Origin of the sequence: Paenibacillus hamazuiensis, from assembly GCF_023276405.1 — a bacterium.
GTDB classification, from domain to species: Bacteria; Bacillota; Bacilli; order Paenibacillales; family NBRC-103111; genus Paenibacillus_AF; species Paenibacillus_AF hamazuiensis.
In genome coordinates, this window is record NZ_JALRMO010000001.1 from 698401 (window position 1) to 713301 (window position 14901).

The window sequence follows — 14901 nt, forward strand, 5'->3', positions numbered from 1 at the left end:
AGACATGAAACGAAGTGTGGGCGAGATCGTTTTCGATACGGCGAACGCGATCATCCTCTGCGCGCTGACGGTCGCAACGCTGTACCCGTTCTTGTACGTCGCGTTCGCTTCCGTCAGCAGTCCGACGGAGCTGTCCGGTCACCATGGCCTGCTGCTGGCGCCGATCGGCATTCAATGGGAAGCGTACAAGCTGGTGCTGCAAAATCCGCTTATATTGTCAGGTTATAAAAACACGCTGATCTACGTCTCGGTCGGGACGACGCTTAACGTGATTGTAACCGCTTTAATGGCTTACGCCTTGTCGCGCAAAGGGGTGCTGCTGAGAAACCACATCATGATGTTCATCGTGTTTACGATGTTTTTCGGCGGGGGCCTGATTCCGACTTACCTGCTCGTCAAAGGAATGGGCATGCTCAATTCGATCGGGGCGATGGTGCTGCCGGGGCTGATCGGTACGATGAATTTGATCATCATGCGAACTTATTTCCAGGGGATACCGGAAGCGCTGGAGGAGTCGGCGAGGCTGGACGGCGCGGGCGACTGGGTCATTTTATTCCGCATCATACTGCCGCTGTCGATGCCGGTCATCTCCGTCATGATTTTGTATTACGGCGTCGGGCATTGGAACGCCTGGTTCAACGCGTCGATTTACCTGAACAAATCGGAGCTGTTTCCGCTTCAGCTCGTGCTGCGCAACATTTTGATCGCGAACAGCACCGATGACATGATGGTGACGCTCGGCGTGAACCAGAAAGGTCAGGACATGAGCGAGGTCATCAAATATACGACCATCATGGTCGCCACCGTTCCGGTGCTTATCGTGTACCCTTTTTTGCAAAAATATTTTGCCAAAGGCGTCATGATCGGAGCTATCAAGGGCTAAGCCGCACCGTTCTTGATGTCAGGCGATATACCATTACATGTTTAGGGGGAGTAAATCTCATGCACATGAAAAAAATCGTTCATTCGCTGCTCAGCTGTCTGCTGCTTGGCGGCATCGTCGCCGGCTGCTCCGGCAAGGAAGCCGCGAACCCGCCGTCCGCCGCGGACTCGGGCGCGCCCGAATCGCTGTCGCTGCCCATTGTAAAATCGCCGATTACGATCAAGTGGTACCAGCGGAATTACGTGGAAACCGAACTGAAGAGTATGGGGGAAATCGAAGCGTTCAAGGAGCTGGAGAAACGGACGGGCATCCATATCGAATTCGTCCATCCGCCCAATACGCCCGATGCGCTGAACGTCATGCTCGCCTCCGGCGACTACCCGGACGTCATTTTTTGGGACTGGAGCGGCGTACCGCGGGGATTGACCGGACTGATCAACGATGGAGTCGCCATCAAGCTGAACGATTATTTGGACAAATACGCTCCGAATTACAAGAAAACGCTGCACAAATATCCGGATTTGAAAAAGTTCGTGACGCTGGATGACGGAACGTACCCCGGATTTTTCCAGCTCGATCCAGATCCGCTGAGAACGAGCTACAACGGCCTTATTATCCGCAAGGATTGGCTCGATAAGCTGGGCCTCAAACCGCCCGCCACGGTCGACGAATGGCACACCGTTTTGAAAGCTTTTAAGGAAAAAGACCCGAACGGCAACGGCAAAGCCGACGAAATTCCGTACAGCATCGCGAAAAGCCCAAGCGGCACCGCGCTCGGCGGGATCGGCGGCGGGATGAGCGAATTTACCGCGGCCTGGGGCATATTGGACGGATTTTACAAAGATCCGGCCACCGGCAAGCTATTGTACGGTCCGCTCCAGCCGCAGTATAAAGATTTCCTGACGACGATGGCCGGCTGGTACAAGGAAGGGCTGATCGATTCCGAATTCGCCTCGACGGACACGAAGGGCCTGACCACCAAGCTGCAAAACGAGATCGTCGGCACGACCTTCGGTTCGCTCGGGTCGATCATCGGCAATACGACGACGGCGGCGAGAACGAAAAATCCGAACTTCTCGTTAATCGGCGTCAAACCCCCGGTCGGGCCGGGCGGCAAACCGTATAACTACGCTTCGCAGGCCGTTCAAAAGGTCGGCTTGTCGGCCATCATTACCAAAAGCTCGAAATATCCGAAGGAAATTGTCAGGCTGATCGACTACATGTACTCGGAGGAAGGGCAGGCGCTGCTCAACTGGGGCATTGAAGGCAAGAGCTACACCGTGAAGGACGGCAAGAAAACTTTCACCGACGAGATTATGAAAAGCCCGGACGGAAAAGCTCCGCAGCAGGCGATTTACCGCTACGCGACGCCGGTGTTCGGCCATACGAAGGTGATGGAATACGAGGCGTGGAGCCAGGTTTCGCTGCCGTTCCCGGAGCAAAAGGAGTCGATCAAAACGTTTGCGGGCGCCGATTTTTCGCTGAACACGCCGACGACGCTCAGCTTGACGTCGGACGAAAGCTCCAAGCTCGGATCGATCATGAGCGACATCAACACGTACAAGCAGGAAACCGTGCTGCGCATCCTGATGGGAGCCGATCCCGTAAGCAAAATCGACGAGTTCCAAAAACGGCTGAAAAGCATGGGCATCGACGAGGCGCAAAAAATTTACCAATCCGCCTACGACCGGTTCAACGCAAGAAAATAAGCGTGGAATAAAGCCCATGGTCACTCACAAAAGTTAGCTGCAACAAAAAGAAGCGTCCGGCCCCTGACCCAACCTCCCGGGGACCGGACGCTTTTGCGTTTGTCAAGAGCTTTAAGCGTCTCAAAAAGGTGAAGTAAAGCGTGTCCAGCACTAAATTCGGCGTTAGCCGAAGAATGCCGGACAATCGCGGGTACGAGGCACACAGTTACTAAATCGGTCTCGCGCCAAAAGTAAAGCGTGTCCGACATCGGATTTTTGCAAGAAGCAAAAATCCATGGAAAGACATACGCGACCTAGAAGCGAGCAGCTTCTCTCTGCGGGCGGGTCCAGGGCGCCTGAGCGCCTGGGGTCCCCCTTTAGGGGGATTTAGGGGGTGGTCTGCTGATTAGGGGGTGATCTGCTAATTTAGGGGGTGGTCTGCTGATTAGGGGGTGATCTGCTGATTTAGGGGGCGGCCCCCCAGCATAATCCACAAAAATCCAGCGCATACTAAGCAATATTTGCTAATCAGGCAAAGGTAAAGCGAGGTGTGCCTCTATGACCAACTGGGACTGGCGGCGGCTTGTCAAACATAAGAAAACGAAACGGCCGCAAACGGAACAAGCGAATATACCCGACCGATATATGCAGCAGCAATCCGACGATCGCGTCACCGGGTCATTGGAGGATACGGTCCGTTACATTACCGATTTGCTGGGGGAAAACGAAGATTTCACGATGCATCGTTTTCATGTATTCGGCGAATATCGCGCAGTCATGTTTTATTTCTCGAATATGTCCGATATTTCCATCATCAATACGGATATTTTAAAGCCGCTGATGTATTTGCCGCCGCATATGATCGGGAAGCTGCCGGAGCGGCAGCAGCTCAAAGACTTCATTTTGAACGATGTGATATACCACAGCAAAGCGACGCTCGAATACCGGCTGCCGCCCATTATCGAAGCGCTGCTGCGCGGCACGACCGTTGTCGTGGTGGACGGAATCGACGAAGCCATCATGGTCACAACGACGCAGGTGGAGAAACGGTCGGTCACTCAACCGGAAACGGAGCAAGTCATTCGCGGGCCGCGCGAAGGATTCATCGAGCAGCTCGCGACGAACATTTCCCTTCTTCGCTACCGGCTTCCCAGCACGGACTTTCACGTGAAGACGATGAAAATCGGACGCTACACCAAATCCAAGGTAGCCATTTGTTATTTGAAAGGCATCGTGAACGAGGCATTGGTGAAAGAGGTGGAAAACCGGCTTTCCGCCATCGAAATCGACGGCATTATGGATGTCGGTTACCTGGAGCAATTTATCGAGGACAATAACTTTTCGCCTTTCCCGCAGGTGCAGAACACGGAGCGGACGGACAAGGCCGTCGCCAGCATGCTGGAAGGAAGAGTCATCATCATGGTCGACGGCTCGCCTTTCGCTCTGATCGTTCCGACGGTATTCAGCCAATTTTACCAGACGACGGAAGACTACTCCGAACGGTTTTTGATGGTCAGCTTCGTCCGCTTGGCCCGCTTGCTGGCTCTCGTCTTCTCGCTCATCACGCCGTCCTTGTATGTGGCGATCATTTCGTTTAATCCGGAGCTCATCCCGACCAAATTCGCCGTTGCGGTATCCGGCGGACGTGCGGGCGTACCGTTCCCTTCCGTCGTCGAGGTGCTTGTCATGGAGGCTTCGATGGAAGTGCTGCGCGAAGCGACGCTTCGCCTGCCGCAGCAGGTCGGCGGCGCGTTGTCGATCGTCGGCGTCCTGGTTATCGGCCAGGCGGCGGTTTCCGCCGGATTTGTGAGCCCGATCACGGTTGTCGTCATCGCCTTGACGACGATCGGGTCGTTCGCCACCCCGGCTTACAACGCCGCGTTGGCTTTGCGGCTGCTTCGCTTTCCGCTCGTCATTCTGGCCGGAATGTTCGGGCTTTACGGCGTGATGGTCGGGCTCATTCTTATTGCCAATCACCTGCTCTCCTTGAAATCGTTCGGAGTTCCTTACTTAAGTCCTGTGGTACCCGGCAATTTCCAAGGGATGAAGGATACGGTCTTCCGCTGGCCTTTGTGGTCGATGTTAAAAAGACCTGCGTCCTTGCATACGCCTAACATTTATCGTGTGGGTAACGATGTTGTCAATCAATTGAAGCAGCCGTCGACGAATACGCTCGATCCAATTGATGTCGGCAACGAAAAGGAGGACATACAAGATGGAATATCCCCGCCAAGTCACGGTAATCCAGGCAGCGGCGGTGCTCATTAGCACCATCATTGGTGTCGGCGTGCTTCCATTGCCCCTTTTTGGCGTGCGTGCAGCAGATACCGGGGCGCCGCTCGTTACTTTTCTGGCCATATTGGTCGCCGCTTCGGGTTTATGGCTCATCACCAAGCTGGGCATGCGTTTTCCGAATCAATCGATCATCGAATACGGGGAAACGATCGTCGGCAAATGGCTGGCTTGGAGCGGAAACGTATTGATCATCGCTTTCTTCGCGGTATTAACTTCGCTCGCCGCGCGGGAGTTCGGCGAAGTGGTCATTACCGCAGTATTGAAAAAAACGCCGCTTGAAGTGACCGTCATCGTCATGCTGCTGCTGGCGACGGTCTCCTGCCGCAACGATGTCACAACATTTGCTTACATCCATCACTTTTATTTGCCGGCAATCGTATTTCCCGCCGTGCTGATCGTCGCATTGTCCTTAAAAAACGCGCAGGCCATTTACTTGCTGCCGCTCTGGGGAAACGAACCGTCCGGAATGCTGTACGGCGTTTTAACCGTGGCGGCTTTATTTCAAGGCGGCTTCGTGTACACAATCGTCATTCCGTTTATGCGCCGGCCGGATCGGGCCATGAAAGGGGCATTTTGGGGGTTATTCATCGCCGGGGGATTGTATTTGTCCGCCGTAACGGCGGCCGTCGGCGTATTCGGTCCCGAGGAGACGAAAAAATTGCTGTGGCCGACCCTCGAGCTGGCCAAAACGACATCGCTTCCCGGCAACATTTTGGAGCGGCTCGACGGAGCTTTCCTGGCCGTTTGGGTAACCGCCGTATTCACCACGTTATTTTCCAGCTACTATTTTACGATTCACGCTTCGAGCAAATTGTTTCGGCTGCGCGACCATAAGATGCTGTCGTCATTCATATTGCCGTTTCTGTTCGGCATGGCGATGCTTCCGCAAAACGTTCTGCACATGTACAAAATCATTACGATCGTAGGGCAGCTTGGGCTCATCATCACGATCGGTTATCCGCTGATCTTGTTTACGGTTGCTGCAATCCGCAAGAAAAGGGGGAATTCCGGTGGGGACAACCAAGTGGGGCAGTCCGGTTAAGCTGCTTGTCGCCTTTACCCTAACCGTCCCCCTGCTTACCGGATGCTGGGACCGGCAGGAAATCGAGCAGCGCGCCGTCGTGCTCGGCATCGGCGTCGATGAATCCGGAGAAAACGTCGAAGAGAGGGAAGGGGAAATTTCCCATTTGAAAGGCTCCATTCCGGCCCCGGCAAGAGGTTCGGTACGCGTGACACTGCAGATCGCCGTCCCGGGGAGAATCCCGCTCGGTCCCGGAGGAGGTGGCGGCGGGGGCCAAATGGGTGGCGGCGGCGGGCAAAATACGGTGTGGGTCGTCGACGGAATCGGAAAAACGATCGACGACGCGCTGAACAACCTGCAGCAGCGGATCGCTCCTCCGCTGTTTTACGGCCATTTGCGGGTCATTGTCATTTCGGAGGCCGTCAGTAAAAAAGGCATCCAAAGCTTGAACGATACGTTCCGCCGAAATCCGGAAATTCGCCGGATGGCCTGGATGGTCGTTTGCCGGGGGCAAGCGGCGGACATCATGAAAGTATCGCCCCAACTCGAGCGGGTGCCGACCTTTTATTTGATGGACGCGATGGATATGTCCGTCAAGATGGGACGTTTTCCCGACGACTTTCTCGGCATTTTCTGGAGCTCATCTTCGGCGAAGGGCAGGGAAGGTTTTCTGCCTTACGTTTTGCTGAAGGAGAAAGGAATGGTACAGGTGAGCGGGATGGCGTTTTTCAAAAACGATAAGATGGTCGGCACCACCAAGCCGCTGGAAGTGGCCATGTACATGGGAATCATCGGGGAAAATCCCGCCGGAGGAGAAGGGTTCGTCGAAGTGCCGGGAACGAAGGAAAACATGCTGTTTGGTGCGAGAAACCGGAAGTCGACCATCAAGGCGACAATCAAGGAAGGAAAACCGCACATTGAGGTTAACATCATTATAGAAGGCAACATTTTGGAGAAAACGAGCGAACAGGTTACGCTTTCGAACGATGTGATCATGGAAATTGAGAAGGAGCTTGAAGCAAGGACGAAAACCGCTTACCAAAATTTAATCAAGAAGACGCAGGAAAAAGGATCCGACATTTTCGGTTTCGGTGAACAGATCCGGGCGAAGCAGCCTCGATTTTGGAACCGGGAAATCAAAACGAAGGAAAATTGGCAAAATATGTACAAGGAGCTGTCCGTCGATCTGTCCGTGCAGATGAATATCCGGCGCATCGGCATGAAAGCAACGTAGAAGCGGCGCTAAGGAGGCGACCCGAATGCAGACTGGATTTACGATCGGTTATATGAACTTCACGGTCATCTTGTTCCTGCTTACGGGCGGGGCCCTTTTATGGTTCGATGTGCAGGGGTACCGCCATAAGGGGATGAACAAAGAAGAGAAGGCGGCCCGTTTTTTGGGATGGATCAATATAGCCATGGGGGGTATAGGTTACGTCGGGTACTGGATATACGGCATGCTGCTGTGAGGAATAATGTTTGTAAATTGAGCCGCAATTCGGACAAACGGAGCGATATTTCGCGAAGTCATCTCATTTTCTAATGTGAGATGACTTTTTTGCTGCTTAGGCACGGGGAGGAAAACGCGATGGCCAATAAAATCATGATTGCCGATGATTCCGCTTTTATGAGAATCATTCTCAGGGACATCATCGTGCAGATGGGACACCACGTCGTTGAAGCCGAAAACGGTTCCGCGGCCGTGGAAAAATACAAGGAACAGCGTCCCGATCTGACCGTCATGAATATCGTCATGCCGGAGATGTACGGGATCGAAGCGCTGCGCCACATCAGAGAAATCGATCCGAATGCCAAGGTGATCATGTGTTCGTCGATGGGGAACCAGCATAACGTCGTTTCAGCCATTCAGGCGGGAGCTCTGGATTTTGTCGTCAAGCCGTTTGATCCCGGCCGGCTCGTCGATGCGATCAAACGCGCCATCGCCAAATAACCGGCGGAAGCCGAGGCGGTCAGTACATATATTTCAGCAAATGGGACACCAGCTGTTTATCTTTCACAAAATAATCGCCTATCGGTACGACGGCGAAATAGGAATCTCCTTCCGCGTCTCCGAGCGGAAATTCGTCATAGACGAGGCTGATGCTGAATTCCTTGCGAAGTTCGATTCCCGCTTGAATGGCGGCGCCGGATAATTCCCTGTACAGCACGCGGTTTTGGTCCGAGACGGACCGCTCCAGCGCAAACCGTCCTGCAAAGCTGTCCCACCAAACTTTAAACGATTGATAAATTTCGTTATACGTATGCAATTGCTCCGCATTGCTTGCGAAAAGCTTTTCGTAAAACAGGAGCTTCCGCTCGTAAAACAGCTTCAAATCGTGCGCAGGGTGCTCGCACAGGTTGTGCAAAATTTCGTTCCACAGCCGGCGGAAAGCATCCTCGAACGATTCCGCAAAATCGGTCTCTTTGGATAAAATATAAGGAAACCTGCATTCCTGTTTATTCGGGCGATGCCGGTTAAGAAATATATTCTGGATATATACCAAAAAATTGAGCGAATACGATGCTTCGCTTCTGATGACCAACGATTTGCCCACGAATGGTTCCTCCCTTCATCCGTCCGTTTAAGGATTCGGGACGGCCCGAAGCAGCTCGGCCTCCCCGTTTTTCCGGTATTCCTGCGGCGTCATCCCGGTTCGTTCCCGAAACAGGGAATGAAAAAATTTCATGTCCTGGTATCCGACCGCACCGGCGATTTGCTGTACGGTCATCGTGGAGGATTTAAGCAACTCGCAGCACTTCTGGACGCGCAAATGCTGAACGTACGAGGTGAAGGAGACGCCGGTCGTTTGCTTGAGCAGTCTTTGCAGATGGCTGACGCTCAGATAAGCATGCTCGGCGACCTGCTTCAGCGTAATGTCCTCGTGAAAATGGCGCTTGATGAAATGAATCGCGTCGAGAATTTTGTCGTTGCCGCGTTCGGCGGCGGAAGGCGTCAAGGTGCTCCGGTGCAGCGCGGCGATGATCTGCATAAACAGCCCCTGCACGACAACCTCGTAGCAAGCCTGCCTTTGCCGGTATTCCGTCAAAATCGAATGGAACAGCTCGGTGAACAGGCTGTCTTTGTCGTAATGATGAAAATACGGCAGCTGCATTTGATGCGGGGAAAAAATCGCGTCGTGCAGCACCGAGCCCGGCGGCGGGAAGTCAGGTGTATTTGCGAGCGCTTCCAGTCGGAATACGCAGTTGATGACGCCCAAGGTGCGGGTTTTTTCCGGAGAGGGGGGCCTGTACACGTGAGAGGTGCCGATCGGCAGCAGGAAGATGTCGCCCCGCCTTACCGATACGACGGAGTCGTTGATAAACTGGAAGCCGGTGCCTTCCGTTACGTAGCTGATTTCGATCGCGTCGTGCGTATGCTGCGGGATGTCGAACGCTTCATAGGCGCGGTTGACGAAGATGTTCATACCGCTGCGGAATCGCTCGTCCGACTTGAACACTTCGAGTAGGCCTGCTGGCATAAACCCCCACCTCCGACAAAGTTAGCCGATCGTACTGTTCATTATAAACGCAGTTGTACAAGGCAGGCAATCCGTCTGCATTCCTGTTAAATGGCGAATCGTGCAGAAAATGATGTGGCTCCCCTATAAACTTCCTATATAAGCCCCATACGTCAAATCGGGAGGCTGGTATAATGGAATTGATTGGTTTTTTATTTGCTTAGGAAAATTATGCATGGCTAATTTTTGTGAATAACTGGGGGATTTGTTCCTAGGATAGGAGGGGCCCATTTGTCGATCGATCGCAAAGCTTTGGTCACGAGACACAATCCGATCATGAAAGAAATCGCACCGCTCGCTCCGCTGTCTGTCGGCAACGGAGAATTTGCTTTTACCGCGGATATTACCGGACTGCAAACGTTTCCCGAAGAGTACGAGGTTCCGCTCGGCACGCAAACGCAGTGGGCTTGGCACAGCTCCGGCGGCAGGAACGTTTGGAGCCTAAGCGATGTAAGGATGCAGTACCGCAGCGAGGAGAGCGGGAAGGGAGGTTATCCGGTACATGCGGAAGATCGCGAAGAAGCGTACCACTGGCTTCGGCAAAACCCGCACCGGCTGCAGCTCGGACAAATCGGCTTTCGTTTTATTTCCCCGTCCGGCGAAGAGGAGACGACCCGCGCGCTTACGGATGCGGAGCAAACGCTCGATTTGTGGAGCGGCATATTGACCAGCCGTTTCCGGATCGGCGGGGTTCCCGTACATGTGCGGACGGCGTGCCATCCGGAGATGGAGCAGCTCGGAGTCACGGTGGAAAGCCCGCTGCTGGCCGAAGGGCGGCTTCAGATCGCGATCCGCTTCCCGGCGCCGGGCATGACGAGCCGCAGCTGGGACAAGTCGATCCGGCTGAACTGGGCGGACCCCGATTCGCACAAGACGCGGTTTATTCCGAAAGCGCCTACGGAAGCATTGATCGAACGGTCGATGGACGAGGACTCGTATTTCGTTGCGCTGAAATGGTCGCAAGGCGAGCTGGCTCGGGAAGGGGCCCACGCCTTTATGCTGCGCGGCAATGGGACGTCGGATCGCCTCGAATTGGCCGTCGGATTTTCGCAGGCAGCCAAGTCGCAATCGCCTTCAGATATTAAGGAAATAACGGAGCTTAGCCGGTCCCATTGGGAACGGTTTTGGAGCGAAGGGGGGGCGGTCGAGCTGGCGGACAGCCGTGACCCGCGCGCAAATGAGCTGGAGCGGCGCATTGTGCTTTCGCAGTTTTTGACGGCGATCCACAGCGCCGGCTCGCTGCCGCCGCAGGAGACGGGGCTGCTGTACAACAGCTGGTTCGGCAAGCCCCACCTCGAAATGCACTGGTGGCATGCGGTGCATTTTCCGCTGTGGGGCCGGGGCTCGCTGCTTGCCCGCAGCATGGACTGGTACCGCGGCATATTGCCGTATGCCCGCGAGCTGGCACGGTCGCAGGGCTACGCCGGCGCGCGCTGGCCGAAGATGATCGGGCCGGACGGGGAGCAGAGCCCCTCGCCGATCGCGCCGCTGCTCATCTGGCAGCAGCCGCATCCGATCGTGCTGGCCGAGCTGCTCTATTTGGCGGAGCCGACGGAAGAGACGCTGCGGCGGTACGGCGACATCGTGCTGGAGTCGGCGGAATTCATGGCCTCCTTCGCGGAATGGGACGAACCCGGGGGCCGGTACGTGCTCGGTCCTCCGCTGATTCCGGCGCAGGAGCTGCATAAACCCGAGGATACATGGAACCCGACGTACGAGCTCGAATATTGGCGTCACGGGCTGGAGCTTGCGGCGCTGTGGGCGGAAAGGATGGGCCAAGCCGCGAATCCGCTGTGGAAGCAGGTCGCCGGGCGGCTGTCGCCGCTTCCGCAGGCGGATGGCGTCTATCTTGCGCACGAAAACTGTCCGAACACATATACCGAAGCGAATACGGATCATCCGTCGATGCTCGGCGCGCTCGGCATGCTGCCGGGCCAAATGGTCGACCGCGAAACGATGCGGCGCACGCTGCTGAAGGTCAAGGAAAGCTGGCGTTGGGAGACGACCTGGGGCTGGGACTATCCGATGGCGGCGATGACGGCCGCAAGGCTCGGGGAAGGTGCTCTCGCCGTCGATTTTTTGATGATGGACGTGACCAAAAATACCTATCTGCCGAACGGGCACAACTATCAGCGTCCGGGGCTGCTCGCTTATTTGCCCGGCAACGGCGGGCTGCTCGCCGCAATCGCGATGATGGCGGGCGGCTGGCAGGGCGGGCCGGACAAACACGCGCCCGGCTTTCCGGACGACGGCAGCTGGACGGTTCGCTGCGAAGGGATCAAGCCTTGGCTGTAAAGCTGCGGAATGAATGAAGGAAGCGGATGATTCGATGACCATAAACCGAGGGGGAGACAAGGATGACAAGGGAAATCGGGTATGCGGTATCCGGCCTCGGCGTCGGCAGAAGCCACGTCGCAAGCGCCGTTAAAGCGAAAGGCTGCAAGTTTGTAGCGATTTGCGACAGAAACGAGGAGCTGCTGCACAAGCTCGGCGACGAATTCGGCATCGCACCGGAGAACCGGTACACGAGCTACGAAGAGCTTTTGCGGCGGCCGGATATCGAAGCCGTCAGCGTCTGCACGCCGAGCGGCATGCACCGCGACCATACGGTGATGGCGCTGCGCGCAGGCAAGCATGTGCTGACCGAGAAGCCGCTTGAAATCCGGCTGGACCGCATCGACGAAATGCTGCGGGTCGCCGAAGAGGAGAAAAAGTTTCTTGGCTGCGTGTTCCAAAACCGGCTTGCTCCCGCCAACCGCAAAATGAAGGAGACGATCGACTGCGGAAGGCTCGGCAAGCTCATTACCGGCAACTTTCATCTCAAATGGTACCGCGACGAAGCGTATTACGGCAAAAACGGCGGCTGGCGGGCCACCTGGGCGATGAACGGCGGCGGCGTCGTGATGAACCAGACGATCCATACCGTCGACTTGATGCAGTGGCTGATGGGGCCGGTCAAAAGCGTGTTCGCCAAAACCGGCACTTACACCCATCCGATCGAGGTGGAGGATACGGCGGTCGCCGTCATCACGTTCGAAAACGGAGCTATCGGGACGTTGATCGGCACGACGTGCGCTTATCCGGGCCTCGAGGTTTCGATTCAAATTCACGGCGCCAAAGGTTCGATGTACGGCAAAAACAACAAGCTCGAGCTGTTCAAAATGGCGGACGACGAAGGTTTTGCCGAAGAGGCGAGCGTGCTGGAGCAGTTCGGAGCGGGCGGATCCGCTCCCGCGGCGGCCGATCCGTCCGCCTTGCCGAAGGTCGGGCATGCCGGCCAGGTGCAGGATATGATCGAAGCCGTGATCGAGAACCGACCGCCGATGATCCAGGGCATCGAAGGCAGGGCTTCCGTGGAAATCGTACAGGCGATTTACGAATCGGCGCGAACGGGCAAGGAAGTGTTTCTGCCCTTCGTTCCGCCGGCAGAGGGGTGAGCGGCATGAGTCGTCCCAAACCTCTCATCGGCTGCTGCCTAACGGCGGGCTCGTTTATGCCGCAAAGCGGAGACCGCAGCGCCGCGCAGCAGGACCCGGTCTCTTCGCTGCTCGAAGGCGTAAGCGGGCTGCTGGATGCGGGCTACGACTTTGCGGAGCTGACCGTCGGCGCGGTCGTGCAGCTGTCCGAAGCGGACTTCGAGCGATTCGTCCGTCTGCTGCGGCAGCGCGGCATCGTCATTCCGGTGTTCAACAGCTTCATTCCCGCATCGCTGAAGCTGACCGGGCCGGAGGCGGCGGAGCCGTCCGCAGTGAGGGCTTACGTGGAGCTGGCGATGCAGCGGGTTCGCGCCGCCGGCGGCGAAGTGATCGTGTTCGGCAGCGGAGCAGCTCGGACGGTGCCGGCGCCGTACACGACGGAGCAGGGCATGGAGCAAATCCGTCAGTTCCTCGTCATGTGCGGGGAATTGGCCGAAACCTACGGCATCACGATTGCGATCGAGCCGCTGAACCGGAGCGAAAGCAACGCGATCAACAAGGTGGCCGAGGCGCTGGAGCTTGCCGAAACGCTCCGGCTGCCCCGCATCCGCGTGCTGGCTGACGCTTACCATATGCATCTCGAGGAGGAAGGACAGGACATTATCGGGGCGGCCGTGTCGAAAGACATGCTCGCGCATGTGCATTATGCGGAGTTTGACCGGAGCTTCCCGAAAGGCGAAGCGGCGGGAGGCGTCGATATTGCCGCCCTGCTTGGCAGACTGCGGGACAGCGGGTATGATGGAAGGGTATCGGCCGAATGCACGTCCGCCGATTTGCCGGCGGACAGCGCGGAATCGTTGGTCCACATCAAGCGGCTGATGAACCGAATCTACGAAAGCGGGGAGCAATGAGCATGTCCTTCTTGTTCAGTTTAGTCGTCCATGCAGGCAATCACCTTCGCGAATTTTGCCCGGTGTCGTTTACGATCCCGACGGGCAATCCCGTGCTGCGGGGAAACCCGGCCGGCCTTTTTTATTTGCAGGGACCCGGCGGCGAAACGGTCCCTCTCCAATGCGAGGAAACCCATGACGATCTGGTGTTTCATTGGATCGTCGAGCGTCTGCTTCCCGGCGAATCGCGCCGTTATGACGTCTACTCCGGGGAGAACCCGGCTTCCGAGGCGGCGGCGGGCGTCCGTCTGGACGAAAAGGAACGGCAAATCGACGTCTTGATCGGAGGTACATACTTTACATCCTGCGTATTCGACCCGGACCTCGCCAAGCCGTACATCGGTCCGGTCATGGGGCCGTACGGGGACAGCTTTACCCGGCTCGATTTCGAAACGAAAGAGCATCCCCATCACCGCTCGCTTTGGCTTGCGATCGGCGATGTGAACGGCATCGACATGTGGAACGAGCCGAAGGACAAGCACGGCAAGCAAAGGCTGGCCGGCTTTGCGGAAAAGACGTCCGGACCTGTATTCGGAAGGCTGAAGATGTCGCTGGACTGGTGCACGTATTCGGAAAAACCGCAGCTTGCGGAAAAGCGCACGGTAACGTTTTACAATACGCCGGCCGGAGGGCGCATCATCGACCTCGATTTCGAGTTCGTCTTTAACCGGGACCGGGTCGAGTTCGGCGCGACGAAGGAAGCGGGTCCGCTCGGCATTCGCGTCGCGGAATCGATGAAAGCCGAAAACGGCGGCACGATCACAAACTCCCACGGCTCGATCGGGGAAGCGGAGTGCTGGGGCCAGCGCGCCGTATGGTGCGATTATTCCGGCAATGTCGGCGGACATACGCTCGGCATCGCCGCGTTCGACCATCCGGACAACGACGGTTTCCCGACTTACTGGCACGTTCGCGATTACGGGCTGCTCGCCGCGAACAATTTTTATTTTGCCGGCGGGAAGCTGTACAAGAAAGGACAATCGGTCCGGTACAAGCACCGGGTTTATTTTCATGAAGGCGATGCCGCCGCGGGCAAGGTGGCGCACAAATACCAGGACTACATCCATCCGCCGGTTGTGACGCGGGTGGAAGAGGAGTAGCGGGAAACCCGCTCCTGCATCGGCTCGAAC

At 56.3% G+C, this 14901-nt stretch carries 13 protein-coding genes; 11 read left to right on the plus strand and 2 right to left on the minus strand.

Annotated elements, in window-relative coordinates; genetic code table 11:
- Positions 1–4 precede the first annotated feature (4 nt).
- The 7 genes from MYS68_RS02835 (at position 5) to MYS68_RS02865 (ending at position 7838) form a co-directional block, all read left to right on the plus strand.
- Entirely contained in the window at positions 5–883 is an 879-nt protein-coding gene (locus MYS68_RS02835) for a carbohydrate ABC transporter permease (protein ID WP_248924369.1), read from the plus strand.
- Positions 884–942: 59 nt separating this feature from the next.
- Complete coding sequence (locus MYS68_RS02840) at positions 943–2592, plus strand: extracellular solute-binding protein (protein WP_248924370.1); 1650 nt, start codon at positions 943–945, stop codon at positions 2590–2592.
- A 537-nt stretch (positions 2593–3129) separates the two neighbouring features.
- On the plus strand, positions 3130–4839 hold the full coding sequence (locus MYS68_RS02845) for a spore germination protein (protein WP_420852089.1): 1710 nt from the start codon (positions 3130–3132) through the stop codon (positions 4837–4839).
- Positions 4787–5908 (plus strand): GerAB/ArcD/ProY family transporter, encoded by a 1122-nt coding sequence (locus MYS68_RS02850; RefSeq protein ID WP_248924371.1) that lies wholly within the window; start codon positions 4787–4789, stop codon positions 5906–5908. The genes MYS68_RS02845 and MYS68_RS02850 overlap by 53 nt, the downstream gene beginning before the upstream one ends.
- Positions 5877–7121, plus strand: a complete 1245-nt coding sequence (locus tag MYS68_RS02855) for a Ger(x)C family spore germination protein (RefSeq protein ID WP_248924372.1) — start codon at positions 5877–5879, stop codon at positions 7119–7121. Before MYS68_RS02850 ends, MYS68_RS02855 begins: the two co-directional genes overlap by 32 nt.
- A 25-nt stretch (positions 7122–7146) precedes the next feature.
- Complete coding sequence (locus tag MYS68_RS02860) at positions 7147–7356, plus strand: CLC_0170 family protein (protein WP_248924373.1); 210 nt, start codon at positions 7147–7149, stop codon at positions 7354–7356.
- 119 nt (positions 7357–7475) lie between these two features.
- Positions 7476–7838, plus strand: coding sequence for a response regulator (locus tag MYS68_RS02865; RefSeq protein WP_248924374.1), 363 nt, complete (start codon positions 7476–7478; stop codon positions 7836–7838).
- Positions 7839–7857: 19 nt separating this feature from the next.
- Here MYS68_RS02865 and MYS68_RS02870 read toward each other — a convergent pair whose 3' ends face one another.
- Positions 7858–8442 carry a hypothetical protein gene (locus MYS68_RS02870; RefSeq protein ID WP_248924375.1) on the minus strand — a complete coding sequence of 195 codons (585 nt, stop codon included), beginning with the start codon at positions 8440–8442 and terminating at the stop codon, positions 7858–7860.
- Between the two features lie 27 nt (positions 8443–8469).
- Complete coding sequence (locus tag MYS68_RS02875) at positions 8470–9366, minus strand: helix-turn-helix domain-containing protein (protein WP_248924376.1); 897 nt, start codon at positions 9364–9366, stop codon at positions 8470–8472.
- A gap of 270 nt (positions 9367–9636) precedes the next feature.
- Here MYS68_RS02875 and MYS68_RS02880 point away from each other — a divergent pair, with 270 nt between their 5' ends.
- From MYS68_RS02880 to MYS68_RS02895, 4 genes are all read left to right on the plus strand, one after another.
- Complete coding sequence (locus MYS68_RS02880; RefSeq protein ID WP_248924377.1) at positions 9637–11700, plus strand: glycoside hydrolase family 65; 2064 nt, start codon at positions 9637–9639, stop codon at positions 11698–11700.
- A 62-nt stretch (positions 11701–11762) separates the two neighbouring features.
- The gene (locus MYS68_RS02885; protein ID WP_248924378.1) at positions 11763–12842 is read left to right on the plus strand and encodes a Gfo/Idh/MocA family protein; all 1080 of its coding nucleotides are present in this window, start codon (positions 11763–11765) and stop codon (positions 12840–12842) included.
- 5 nt (positions 12843–12847) lie between these two features.
- Positions 12848–13732 (plus strand): sugar phosphate isomerase/epimerase family protein, encoded by an 885-nt coding sequence (locus MYS68_RS02890; protein ID WP_248924379.1) that lies wholly within the window; start codon positions 12848–12850, stop codon positions 13730–13732.
- A 2-nt stretch (positions 13733–13734) separates the two neighbouring features.
- Positions 13735–14871, plus strand: coding sequence for a DUF6807 domain-containing protein (locus MYS68_RS02895; protein WP_248924380.1), 1137 nt, complete (start codon positions 13735–13737; stop codon positions 14869–14871).
- Positions 14872–14901: the final 30 nt, after the last annotated feature.